At 63.9% G+C, this 12,879-nt stretch carries 8 protein-coding genes and 2 rRNA genes; 5 read left to right on the top strand and 5 right to left on the bottom strand.

Annotated features, from left to right (window positions below; all coding sequences use genetic code 11):
* Window positions 1-7: 7 nt before the first annotated feature.
* The 3 genes from AC3RCE_RS23855 to AC3RCE_RS23865 form a co-directional block, all read right to left on the bottom strand.
* Window positions 8-652: a LuxR C-terminal-related transcriptional regulator gene (locus AC3RCE_RS23855; RefSeq protein ID WP_492254108.1), complete on the bottom strand. Its 645-nt coding sequence runs from the start codon at window positions 650-652 to the stop codon at window positions 8-10.
* A 162-nt stretch (window positions 653-814) separates the two neighbouring features.
* Complete coding sequence (locus AC3RCE_RS23860) at window positions 815-1,738, bottom strand: LysR family transcriptional regulator (protein ID WP_218296741.1); 924 nt, start codon at window positions 1,736-1,738, stop codon at window positions 815-817.
* Window positions 1,739-1,870: 132 nt separating this feature from the next.
* Window positions 1,871-3,796, bottom strand: a complete 1,926-nt coding sequence (locus AC3RCE_RS23865; protein WP_369643624.1) for an acyl CoA:acetate/3-ketoacid CoA transferase — start codon at window positions 3,794-3,796, stop codon at window positions 1,871-1,873.
* 232 nt (window positions 3,797-4,028) lie between these two features.
* Here AC3RCE_RS23865 and AC3RCE_RS23870 point away from each other — a divergent pair, with 232 nt between their 5' ends.
* The 5 genes from AC3RCE_RS23870 (at window position 4,029) to AC3RCE_RS23890 (ending at window position 9,482) form a co-directional block, all read left to right on the top strand.
* Entirely contained in the window at window positions 4,029-6,239 is a 2,211-nt protein-coding gene (locus AC3RCE_RS23870) for a malate synthase G (RefSeq protein WP_492254109.1), read from the top strand.
* Window positions 6,240-6,503: 264 nt separating this feature from the next.
* Entirely contained in the window at window positions 6,504-6,776 is a 273-nt protein-coding gene (locus tag AC3RCE_RS23875; RefSeq protein ID WP_492254110.1) for a cysteine-rich CWC family protein, read from the top strand.
* A 42-nt stretch (window positions 6,777-6,818) separates the two neighbouring features.
* Window positions 6,819-7,007 carry a 4-oxalocrotonate tautomerase gene (locus AC3RCE_RS23880; protein WP_218296737.1) on the top strand — a complete coding sequence of 63 codons (189 nt, stop codon included), beginning with the start codon at window positions 6,819-6,821 and terminating at the stop codon, window positions 7,005-7,007.
* Window positions 7,008-7,188: 181 nt separating this feature from the next.
* Window positions 7,189-8,685, top strand: a complete 1,497-nt coding sequence (locus AC3RCE_RS23885) for a DHA2 family efflux MFS transporter permease subunit (RefSeq protein ID WP_492254111.1) — start codon at window positions 7,189-7,191, stop codon at window positions 8,683-8,685.
* A gap of 29 nt (window positions 8,686-8,714) precedes the next feature.
* A complete protein-coding gene (locus AC3RCE_RS23890) occupies window positions 8,715-9,482 on the top strand; it encodes a class II glutamine amidotransferase (RefSeq protein ID WP_218296735.1) in 768 nt (255 codons plus the stop codon).
* A gap of 184 nt (window positions 9,483-9,666) precedes the next feature.
* On the opposite strand, the gene rrf is transcribed toward AC3RCE_RS23890, so the two are convergent.
* Together rrf and AC3RCE_RS23900 are read right to left on the bottom strand one after the other, a co-directional pair.
* Window positions 9,667-9,779: ribosomal RNA gene (gene rrf / locus AC3RCE_RS23895) — 5S ribosomal RNA — on the bottom strand.
* A 143-nt stretch (window positions 9,780-9,922) separates the two neighbouring features.
* A 23S ribosomal RNA gene (locus tag AC3RCE_RS23900) occupies window positions 9,923-12,801 on the bottom strand.
* Between the last annotated feature and the right edge of the window lie 78 nt (window positions 12,802-12,879).

Genomic DNA, 12,879 nt, shown 5'->3' on the forward strand with positions numbered 1-12,879 from the left:
CATCCCATCAATCCGGCTCCACCCCTTCGGCCTCCAGGCTTTTCACCAGCACCGCCGCCTGCGTGCGGCTGTAGCACGCGAGCTTTTTCAGGATGGCCGTGACATGCACCTTCACGGTGTTCTCCGCCAGGCCCAGCGCGGCGGCGATCTGCTTGTTGAGCAGGCCGTCGGCCAGGCACAGCAGCACGCGGAACTGCTGGGGCGTGAGCTGCGCGAGCCGCGCGGCCAGCTCGGCGTCGGCCTCGGAGCGCTCGGCCGCCATGGGCGGGAACCAGCTGCCGCCGTCGAGCACGGCCTCGATGGCCTCGCCCATGGCCTCGGCCGGCGCGGACTTGGGGATGAAACCGGCCGCGCCGAACTGCTGCGCGCGGCGGATCACGCGCGGGTGGTCGTTGGACGAGATGATGACCACCGGCAGCTCGGGGTACTCGCCGCGCACGTGCAGCAGCGAGGAGAAGCCGCGCGCGCCGGGCATGCTCAGGTCCAGCAGCACCAGCTCCACCTCGGAGTGCTCCTGCAGCGCCGTGCCCAGCGTGGCGGCGCTGGCCGCCTCCAGCGTGCGGAACTGCGGCAGACGCTCATGCAGCACGTGCAGCACGGCGGCGCGGAACAGCGGGTGGTCGTCAGCGACGAGAAGCGTGGGCTCGGCCATGGAGTGCGCAGTCTGCCACGGGGCGGTCCATCAGCACCACCCGTCGCACGGAGCGGGCCAACGCATGGGGCGCGCCAAGGCCAGCGCTACCGTGGAACCGGCTTGGCCCCCGGAGGCATCCCGCTTCGCGTCGGAGGAAGGCGCGCAGCGGCTCAGGGGAAGTCATTCGCCTTTCCAGAACGCGGGCTGCGCGTACTGGTGTTTCAGGAAGTCGATCCACAGCCGCACGCGCAGCGGCAGGTGCTTGCGCTGGGGGAACACCACATAGATGCCGTTGGGCGGCGCGGCGAAGTCCTCCAGCACCGCGACCAGGCGACCAGCGGCGATCTCGGCCTCGACCTCCCAGGTGCTGCGCCAGGCAATGCCCCAGCCGCCCAGGCACCAGTCGTGCAGCACCTGGCCGTCGGAGCAGTCGAGCGGCCCGCCGGGCTTCAGATGCATGACCTCCGTGGCGCCATCCGCAAGGGGCACCCGGAACGCCCAGCCGCGCGTCTGCGATGCGTCGCTGGACAGCGTGAGGCAGTCGTGCTGCACGAGTTCGGCCGGCGCGCGCGGCGTGCCGCGCCGGGCCAGGTATTCGGGCGTGGCCACGCACAGGCGGCGGTTGTCGGCGATGCGAACGCTCACCAGCGACGAGTCGGGCAGGTCGCCCACGCGCACGGCGCAGTCGAAGCCTTCCCCCGCGAGGTCCACCACGCGGTCGCTGAGGTTCAGCGAGATGGTCACGTCCGGGTGCGCCGAGCGAAAACGCGGCACCAGCGGCGCCACATGGCGGCGGCCAAAACCGGCGGGCGCGGTGATGCGCAAATGGCCCGTGGCCTTGACCCCGCCTTCCGACACGCTGGCCTCGGCATTGGCCACGTCGGACAGCAGGCGCTGGCAGTCTTCCAGGAACGCGCTGCCCTCGTGCGTGAGGCTGATGCGCCGCGTGGTGCGCACCAAGAGCTTCACGCCCAGGTGCTCTTCCAGTGCGTCGAGCCGCCGCCCCATGATGGCGGGCGCCACGCCCTCGGCCTTGGCGGCGGCCGTGAGGCTGCCGCGCGTGGCCACCGACACAAAGGATTCGAAGGCCTTGAGTTTGTCCATGGGCAGTGATTATGGAGACATCCGAGGGCGTGCAAGCCCGGCGCCGCACGGGCCTTACGCCCCCGGCCTTGAAGCAAAAACAGCGTCCAGCGCCCGGGGGCATTGCGCCAATAGCTATTGTTTTTATAGCATTCAGAACAGGCGCGACTTGAGGAAACCCACCGTGCCATACCGCTTGACGTCCGCGTAGTGGTCGCGCGTGAGCCCCTGCACCATGGCGGTGTAGGCATCGGCCAGGTCGGGCGCGATGGTGAAGTGGTCGTAGTTCACGATGACCTCCACGCGCTCGCCCTGGGCGGCAAGCGGTGCCAGCAGGCGACGCACCTCGTGCTCGATGGCGTCGATGGTGGTGGCCGTGTTGATCTGCAGGCCCGAGAAGTCGATGTGCAGCAGCCTGCGCGCGGCGTCGAGCTCGAAGCGCTGCACCAGCGGGCGGTTGAGCAGCTGCTCGCGCAGGCCCAGCGGGCCGGGCTCGAACAGGCGCATGTCCATGGCCTGCAGGCCCGGGCTGATGCGCGGCGTGAAGGCCATGTGGGCCAGCACGTCGCGGTGCAGGTCGATGCCGGGCGCCAGCTCGATCAGCTCCAGCGCGCCGCCACCGCCCTCCTCGCCCGAGGGCACCAGGCGGAACACGCAGCGCTCGGTGACGTACAGCACGCGCTGGCCGCGCCGCAGCGCCTCGGCGCCGCTGAAGGTGCGGTGCTCGACCTCGCGCACCAGCTTGCGCGCGCCGCCTTCGTGCAGGATGTGCAGGTGGCCGTCGACCGCCTCCACCTGCAGCGCCCCCGCCGTGAAGGTGCCGACGAACACCACGGTCTTGGCGTTCTGGCTGATGTTGATGAAGCCGCCCGCACCCGCCAGGCGCGGCCCGAACTTGCTCACGTTGAGGTTGCCGTGCTGGTCGGCCTGCGCCAGGCCCAGGATGGCGATGTCCAGGCCGCCGCCGTCGTAGAAGTCGAACTGGTTGGGCTGGTCGATGATGGCCTGCGGGTTCACGGCCGCGCCGAAGTTCAGGCCCCCGGCGGGGATGCCGCCGATCACGCCGGGCTCGGCCGTGAGCGTGACCAGGTCGATGATGCGCTCCTCGGCCGCCACGTTGGCCACGCCCTCGGGCATGCCGATCCCCAGGTTCACCACCTGGTGCGGGCGCAGCTCCAGCGCCGCGCGGCGGGCGATGATCTTGCGCTCGGTCAGGGGCATGGCCTCCAGCGTGTCCACGGGCACGCGCAATTCGCCCGCGAACGCGGCGCTGTAGGGCTCGGCAAAGGTCTGGTGGTGGTGCGCGGGCTCGGTGGCCAGCACCACGGCGTCCACCAGCACGCCGGGCACCTTCACCTGCCGGGGGTTGAGCGTGCCGCGCTCGGCGATGCGCTCGACCTGCGCGATGACCACGCCGCCCGAGTTGCGCGCGGCCATGGCGATGGCCAGCGCTTCGAGCGTGAGCGCCTCGCGCTCCATGGTGAGGTTGCCGTCCGCGTCGGCCGTCGTCGCGCGGATGATGCCGACGTGGATCGGGAAGGCCTTGTAGAACAGGTAGTCCTGCCCGTCGATGGGCAGGATGCGCACCAGGTCTTCGGTGGTGCGCGCATTGAGCTTGCCGCCGCCATGGCGCGGGTCCACGAAGGTGTCGAGGCCCACGCGCGTGAGCGTGCCGGGCTTGCCCGCGGCGATGTCGCGGAACAGGTGCGTGATCACGCCCTGCGGCAGGTTCCAGGCCTCGATCTGGTTGTCCACCGCGAGCTTCTGGATGCGCGGCACCAGGCTCCAGTGCCCGCCGATCACGCGCCTGAGCAGGCCCGCGTGGCCCAGGTGGTTGAGGCCGCGCTGCTTGCCATCGCCCTGGCCTGCGGCGTAGACCAGCGTGAGGTCGCGCGGGGTCTGTGTGGCCTCCCAGCGCTGGGCGAGCGCCACGGCGATGCTCTCGGCAAAGCCGATGCCGACGAAGCCGCCCGTGGCCACGGTGTCGCCATCGTGGATGAGCAACACCGCGTCGGCGGCGCTGACGATCTTGTTCTTGTAGGCTGCGTTCAGCGCGCCAGCGGCCAGGGGTGCCTGCATGGGTTTGTCTCCCGGTGGGTTTATTGTGTGCGCAGCGTAGTGGGTAACCGGCCAAAGCACCATTCCGGGCGACTACGGACGGCCACCAGTTGTGCGTAAAAGTCACTGGTTTAGAGATTTTCAGCGTATTTATGTGGGCAAATATTTGCAATACAGTCTGTCCATGGCCTGCTCATGCAGGTCCCATTTTCTTTTTCATTGATCCACGTTTGCACAACTTTCTAGGCACCCCATGACCGATCACACCAAAGTCCACGGCCTGCAAGTGGCCACCTCCCTGTACCGCTTTGTCGAAGACAAGGTGCTGCCCGGCACGGGTGTCGATGCCGCCGCCTTCTGGAAGGGCTTTGACGCCATCGTGGCCGACCTGGCCCCGCGCAACATCGCCCTGCTGGCCGAGCGCGACCGCCTGCAGACCGAGCTCGATACCTGGCACAAGGCCAATCCCGGCCCCATCAAGGACATGGTGGCCTACCGCAGCTTCCTCGAAAAGATCGGCTACCTGGTGCCCCAGCCCGCCGATGTGAAGGCCACCACCGCCAATGTGGACGACGAGCTGGCCACGCAGGCCGGCCCGCAGCTGGTGGTGCCCATCCTGAACGCCCGCTATGCGCTGAACGCCGCCAACGCGCGCTGGGGCAGCCTGTATGACGCGCTGTACGGCACGGATGCCATCAGCGAAGAAGGCGGCGCCGAAAAGGGCAAGGGCTACAACCCCGTGCGCGGCGCCAAGGTGATCGCGTTCGCGCGCCAGGTGCTGGACGACACCGCGCCGCTGGCTGCGGGTTCGCACAAGGATTCGACGGGCTACAAGGTGGAAGGCGGCCAGCTGGTCGTCTCGTTCGCCAACGGGAGCACCACGGGCCTGAAGGATCCCTCGCAGTTCAAGGGCTACCAGGGCAACGCCGCGGCGCCTTCGTCGGTGCTGCTGCAGCACAACGGCCTGCACCTGGACATCCAGATCGACCGTTCCACGCCCATCGGCCAGTCCGATGCGGCGGGCGTGAGCGACCTGGTGCTGGAAGCCGCGCTCTCCACCATCCTGGACCTGGAAGACTCCGTGGCCGCCGTGGACGCCGAGGACAAGGTGCTGGGCTACAGCAACTGGCTGGGCATCATCCAGGCCACGCTGACCGAGCAGGTCGCCAAGGGCGGCAAGACCATCACGCGCGGGCTGAACCCTGACCGCATCTATACGGGCCCGCAAGGTGGCGAGGTGCGCCTGCACGGCCGCTCGCTCATGTTCCTGCGCAACGTGGGCCACCTGATGACCAACCCGGCCATTCTCTGGACCGACGCGCAGGGCGCGCAGCGCGAGATCCCAGAAGGCATCATGGATGCAGTGGTCACAACGGCCATCGCATTGCACGACCTGCAAGGCCACGGCGCGAACGGTATCCGCAACTCCCGCAAGGGCAGCGTCTACATCGTCAAGCCCAAGATGCACGGCCCGGCCGAGGTGGGCTTTGCTAGCGACCTGTTCGGCCGCGTGGAGCAACTGCTGGGCCTGCCCGCCAACACCGTGAAGCTGGGCATCATGGACGAAGAGCGCCGCACCTCCGTCAACCTCAAGGCCTGCATTGCCGCTGCATCGAGCCGCGTGGCGTTCATCAACACCGGCTTCCTGGACCGCACCGGCGACGAGATGCACACCGCCATGCACGCCGGCCCCATGGTGCGCAAGGGCGACATGAAGACCAGCGCCTGGATCCAGTCGTACGAGAAGAACAACGTGCTGGTGGGCCTCTCCTGCGGCCTGCGCGGCAAGGCACAGATCGGCAAGGGCATGTGGGCCATGCCCGACCTGATGGCCGAGATGCTCAAGCAAAAGATCGCCCACCCCAAGGCCGGCGCCAACACCGCCTGGGTACCCAGCCCTACCGGCGCGACGCTGCACGCGCTGCACTACCACCAGGTCAACGTGGCCGAGATCCAGATCGGCCTGGAGAAGACCGACGTGAACGCCGAGCGCGACAACCTGCTGACCGGCCTGCTCACCGTGCCCGTGGCAGCCGCCCCCAACTGGAGCGACGCCGAGAAGCAGCAGGAGCTGGACAACAACGCCCAGGGCATCCTGGGCTATGTGGTGCGCTGGGTGGACCAGGGCGTGGGCTGCTCCAAGGTGCCCGACATCCACAACGTGGGCCTGATGGAAGACCGTGCCACGCTGCGCATCAGCAGCCAGCACATGGCCAACTGGCTGCTGCACGGCGTGGTGACCGAAGCGCAGGTGCGCGAGACCTTCGAGCGCATGGCCGCGGTGGTGGACGGCCAGAACGCGGGCGACCCGCTGTACCAGCCGATGGCGGGCCACTTCGCCACCAGCATGGCCTACCAGGCCGCCTGCGACCTGGTCTTCAAGGGCCAGGAGCAGCCCAGCGGCTACACCGAACCCCTGCTGCATGCCTGGCGCCTGAAGCTCAAGGCCGCACAGGCCACCTGATTCCGGGAGCGCCGCGCGCAAAGCGCGCCACGCTCACCTATTGATAGCTGCCAGCGCCTGCCCATCAAGCGCTGGCAGCTGTTTTTTTATGGATTGCCCTGGCTGCGGCGGGCCAGGTGCCAGTGGTGCGCGGCACGGACCGCCCGCCGCGCATGGCACCGGCGCCCAGGCTTTCCCGCTGCGCGGAAGACGGGACGCCGCAGGCGCCTTACACTGGGCCCGCAGCCGCCTCCCATCCACAGCGGGCGCGTGCCGCCCGCCATCATGCCGCCCTCCAGTGCCCCGCCATCCGCTGCGCCGTCTTCCTCCCCCTCCTCCAGCTGCCCCCTGTGCGGCCAGCCGAACCAGTGCGCCATCGCGGCGGGCCAGCCCGCCGAGAGCTGCTGGTGCATGGCGCGGGTGATCAACCCGGAAGCGCTGGCGGCGCTGCCGGCCCCAGCACGGGGCCAGGTGTGTATCTGTCCTGCGTGCGGCGCGCGGGGCGCTCCAGCGGCGCCCCGGCCCGGCGCCCCTGCGGACGCGCCGGCGCCGATATGATTTCCGCTTTTGTTTTCTGCAACTATCTCCAAGGAGGCTGATATGCCCACGTACCACGTCGAAATGATGGAAGGCCGCACGGTCGAGCAAAAGCGCAAGCTGGTGGAAGAGATCACCCGCGTCTCCGTCGAGGTGCTCGGCGGTTCGCCCGAGTCGGTGGACATCCTGATCACCGACGTCAAGCGGGAGAACTGGGCCACGGGCGGCAAGCTCTGGTCGGAGAGGAGCTGACTATCCCCCCGAGGCACTGGGCGCCTTCCCCCTGCTCTCGAATTGCTTTGCAGCAATCCGAAAAAGGGAGGGCCCGGTCCTCGGTGCGGGGCGGCCCGTCCCTGACTGCGCTGGCCTGGGACTGCGCCAGCCCACTGAAGAGCCCGTGCTTCTTCGCAACTGAACGCCAGCCCACCGATCCATGACAACACAGCCTTCTTCTGGTTCCCTCGCCGCCCTGCGCGAACGCCATGGCGAACGTTACCGCTGGCTGCTGCTGCTGTCCGTCATGGTCGGCACGATGGCGTCGATCATGTCGTCGACCATCGTGAACGTGGCCATCCCCGACATGAGCCACTACTTCACCCTGGGCCAGGAGCGCGCCCAATGGGTCACCTCGGGCTTCATGGTGGCCACCACGGTCTCGATGCTGACCACGCCGTGGCTCCTGTCCCGCTATGGCTACCGCGCCACCTATGTGGGCGCCATGCTCCTGCTGCTGGCCGGCGGCATCGGCGGCGGGCTGGCCCGTGATTTCGGCCTGGTGCTGGCCGCCCGGGTGGCCGAGGGGCTGGCGGCCGGGGTCGTGCAGCCCATTCCCGCCGTCATCATCCTCTACGCCTTCCAGCCCCACGAGCAAGGCCGCGCCAGCGGCATCTTCGGCATGGGCGTGGTGCTGGCGCCCGCCATCGGACCGAGCATCGGCGGCCTGCTGGTCGACTGGTTCGGCTGGCGCTCCATTTTCTTCATGGTCGTGCCGCTGTGCCTGGCCTCCCTCTGGCTCGCCTACAAATTCGTGCCCGTCACCGCGCCGGGCGGCGTGGCCGCCAACCGCCAGGGCGAGGCGCTCGACTGGCGCGGCCTGGCGCTGGGCACGGCCGGGACGCTGTGCCTGCTCAATGGGCTGGTGGCACTGCATGGGGGCACCGCATCGGAGGCCATCCTGTTGCTGGCCGGTGCCGTGGTCGCCACGGGCCTCTTCATCGGCTGGCAACGCCGGCAGCTGCGGCAGGGGCGCAAGCCGCTGATGGATTTGCGGTTGTTCCAGTACCGGCAGTTCGCCATGGGCAGCATCGTGGCGTTCATCTATGGCACGGCGCTGTTCGGCTCCACCTACCTGTTGCCGGTGTTCATGCAACTGGGGTTGTCGCTCTCGGCCTCGCACGTGGGCACCATCATGCTGCCCGCGGGCTTCGTGCTGGCCATCACCATCGCCCTGGTGGGACGGCTGGCCGACAGGCAGCCCACGCACCTGCTGGTGAGCATCGGCCTGGCCCTGCTGGCCCTGTCGTTCGGACTCATGGTGCTGGTGGGCCTGGGCTCCGCACTGTGGATGCTGGTGGCTTTTGCGATCCTGGGCCGCATCGGACTCGGCTTCATCCTGCCGTCGCTCAACCTGGGGGCCATGCGGCCGCTGGACAAGTCGCTGATCTCGCAGGGATCGAGCGCCATCGGCTTCCTGCGCATGCTCGGCGGAGCCGCCGGCGTGAGCCTGTGCGGTATCGTGCTGGAGTGGCGCCTGGGGGCGCATGGTGCATCGCTGACCGCGGGCGCGAGCAACACGGCCCGCATCGACGCCTTTGGCGAGACCTTTCTGATGCTGACCGTGCTGTGCCTGCTGGCCCTGGTTGCCGCATGGCAGCTGCGCGAAGCGCCTGCGGCGCCGGCCGATACCTCCCCCCCTTCACCCCCGGCCTGATGGCCGATTGATCCGGACTTTGCTCGACCATGTGCCAACTGCTCGGTATGAACTGCAACACGCCGACCGACGTGACCTTCAGCTTCACCGGTTTCGCGCAGCGCGGCGGCAACACAGCCGACCATGCCGACGGCTGGGGCATCGCCTTTTTCGAAGACCGGGGACTGCGGCACTTCGTGGACCATCTGCCCGCCGTGAATTCGCCCGTGGCGGAGTTGATCCGTCGCTACCCCATCCAGAGCCGCAACGTGATCGCGCACATCCGCAAGGCCACCCAGGGTGTGGTGAGCCTGCAGAACTGCCACCCCTTCGTGCGCGAGCTGTGGGGCCGGTACTGGGTGTTCGCCCACAACGGTGACTTGAAGGACTTCCGCCCCCGCCTGCATGCGCATTTCCATCCGGTGGGGGATACCGACAGCGAGCACGCCTTCTGCTGGATCATGCAGGAGCTGGCCAAGTCCCATGCCAGCGTGCCCAGCATTGCCGAACTGACCATCACCTTGAAAGAGCTGGCCGCGCGCATCGCGCCGCATGGCACCTTCAATTTCCTGCTCTCCAACGGCCAGGCGCTGTGGGCCCATGCATCCACAGGGCTGTACTACATCGAGCGCAAACACCCGTTCAGCGAGGCACAGTTGTCGGACGAGGACGTGCGCATCGACTTCGCCACCCGGACCACGGCCACGGACCGCGTGGCCGTGATCGTGACGGCCCCCCTCACCACGAATGAGGAGTGGACGGCCTTCGGCAAGGAAGAACTGCTGGTGTTCGTGGACGGACAGCGGCAAGGCGGTTGAGCCACCGGGCTTTCGTGCAGGCCCTTCCCTCGATCCTCGGGGTGTACCGCCCGCGCCTGCCGGACTTAGCTTCGATAAACGCCAGTGGTGTCACGGAAGACGCACTACCCACAACGTGCTTTTCGCCATCCCTCAAAGCAAAAAACCCCAGTCATTGCTGACTGGGGTTTTCTGGGCTGTAAGAGCCTGACGATGACCTACTTTCACACGGGAACCCGCACTATCATCGGCGCAAAGTCGTTTCACTGTCCTGTTCGGGATGGGAAGGAGTGGTACCAACTTGCTATGGTCATCAGGCATAACTTGGTGCTGGGCTGTTCGTGGAACAGCCTGGCGAATTCATAGAGTATGGAATCAGATTTTGTGTCTTTTGACTGCGTCAACTTGGCATAACAATCTTTGAGCTTTGCACACTTGCGTGTGTTGGCTATCAAAGTTATAGGGTCAAGCCGCACGAGCAATTAGTATCAGTTAGCTTAACGCATTACTGCGCTTCCACACCTGACCTATCAACGTCCTGGTCTTGAACGACTCTTTAGGGGGCTCAAGGCCCCGGCAGATCTCATCTTGAAACGAGTTTCCCGCTTAGATGCTTTCAGCGGTTATCTCTTCCACACTTAGCTACTCGGCAATGCCACTGGCGTGACAACCGATACACCAGAGGTGTGTCCACTCCGGTCCTCTCGTACTAGGAGCAGGCTTCCTCAAATCTGCAGCGCCCACGGAAGATAGGGACCAAACTGTCTCACGACGTTTTAAACCCAGCTCACGTACCTCTTTAAATGGCGAACAGCCATACCCTTGGGACCGGCTACAGCCCCAGGATGAGATGAGCCGACATCGAGGTGCCAAACACCGCCGTCGATATGAACTCTTGGGCGGTATCAGCCTGTTATCCCCAGAGTACCTTTTATCCGTTGAGCGATGGCCCTTCCATACAGAACCACCGGATCACTATGTCCTGCTTTCGCATCTGCTCGACTTGTCAGTCTCGCAGTTAAGCACGCTTATGCCATTGCACTATCGTCACGATGTCCGACCGTAACTAGCGTACCTTCGAACTCCTCCGTTACGCTTTGGGAGGAGACCGCCCCAGTCAAACTGCCTACCATGCACTGTCCCCGATCCAGATAATGGACCTAGGTTAGAACCTCAAACACACCAGGGTGGTATTTCAACGTTGGCTCCATGAGATCTAGCGACCTCACTTCAAAGCCTCCCACCTATCCTACACAGATCTGTTCAAAGTCCAATACAAAGCTACAGTAAAGGTTCATGGGGTCTTTCCGTCTTTCCGCGGGGAGATTGCATCATCACAAACATTTCAACTTCGCTGAGTCTCAGGAGGAGACAGTGTGGCCATCGTTACGCCATTCGTGCAGGTCGGAACTTACCCGACAAGGAATTTCGCTACCTTAGGACCGTTATAGTTACGGCCGCCGTTTACTGGGACTTCAATCAAGAGCTTGCACCCCATCATTTAATCTTCCAGCACCGGGCAGGCGTCACACCCTATACGTCCACTTTCGTGTTTGCAGAGTGCTGTGTTTTTATTAAACAGTCGCAGCCACCGATTTTTTGCAACCCCGTTGGGCTCGCCTTGTACAGGTTCACCTACTTGGGGCATACCTTCTCCCGAAGTTACGGTATCAATTTGCCGAGTTCCTTCTCCTGAGTTCTCTCAAGCGCCTTAGAATACTCATCTCGCGCACCAGTGTCGGTTTGCGGTACGGTCGTCAATAGCTGAAGCTTAGTGGCTTTTCCTGGAAGCAGGGTATCACTCACTTCGTCTGCAAGCAGACTCGTTATCACCCCTCATCTAAGCCCGGCGGATTTGCCTACCAGGCACGACTACAGGCTTGAACCAACATATCCAACAGTTGGCTGAGCTAACCTTCTCCGTCCCCACATCGCACTATTGATCGGTACAGGAATATTGACCTGTTTCCCATCAGCTACGCATCTCTGCCTCGCCTTAGGGGCCGACTCACTCTACGCCGATGAACGTTGCGTAGAAAACCTTGCGCTTACGGCGAGGGGGCTTTTCACCCCCTTTAACGCTACTCATGTCAGCATTCGCACTTCTGATACCTCCAGCATCCGTTACCAGACACCTTCACAGGCCTACAGAACGCTCTCCTACCACTTGCAATAAATTGCAAATCCGCAGCTTCGGTAACTGGCTTAGCCCCGTTACATCTTCCGCGCAGGACGACTCGATCAGTGAGCTATTACGCTTTCTTTAAATGATGGCTGCTTCTAAGCCAACATCCTGACTGTTTTAGCCTTCCCACTTCGTTTCCCACTTAGCCAATTTTAGGGACCTTAGCTGGCGGTCTGGGTTGTTTCCCTCTTGAGTCCGGACGTTAGCACCCGGTGCTCTGTCTCCCAAGCTGTACTCGTCGGTATTCGGAGTTTGCATAGGTTTGGTAAGTCGCCATGACCCCCTAGCCTAAACAGTGCTCTACCCCCGACGGTAATACTTGAGGCACTACCTAAATAGTTTTCGGAGAGAACCAGCTATTTCCAAGTTTGTTTAGCCTTTCACCCCTATCCACAGCTCATCCGCTAGTTTTGCAACACTAGTCGGTTCGGACCTCCAGTACCTGTTACGGCACCTTCATCCTGGCCATGGATAGATCACTTGGTTTCGGGTCTACACCCAGCGACTGATTCGCCCTATTCGGACTCGATTTCTCTACGGCTTCCCTATTCGGTTAACCTTGCCACTGAATGTAAGTCGCTGACCCATTATACAAAAGGTACGCAGTCACCCTTGCGGGCTCCTACTTTTTGTAAGCATGCGGTTTCAGGATCTATTTCACTCCCCTCCCGGGGTTCTTTTCGCCTTTCCCTCACGGTACTGGTTCACTATCGGTCGATTACGAGTATTTAGCCTTGGAGGATGGTCCCCCCATATTCAGACAGGATTTCTCGTGTCCCGCCCTACTTTTCTCTACCTTAGTACCACACGTCTGTTTTCGCATACAGGGCTATCACCTGCTATGGCCGGACTTTCCATTCCGTTTTGCTAACAGTCGTGCTATCAATAGAAGGCTCTTCCGATTTCGCTCGCCACTACTTTCGGAATCTCGGTTGATGTCTTTTCCTCGAGCTACTGAGATGTTTCAGTTCACCCGGTTCGCCTCGCATGACTATGTATTCATCATGCGATACCTCTTGCGAGGTGGGTTTCCCCATTCAGAAATCTCCGGATCAAAGCTTATTTGCCAGCTCCCCGAAGCTTATCGCAGGCTATCACGTCTTTCGTCGCCTGTAATCGCCAAGGCATCCACCACATGCTCTTAGTCACTTGACCCTATAACTTTGACGTTTCTTGCGAAACACCGCCGTCTAATCTTTCAAGGACTTGCCAGGTCTTTCACCTGACGCGTTA

Source organism: Acidovorax sp. GW823-FHT05D11 (assembly GCF_058795695.1).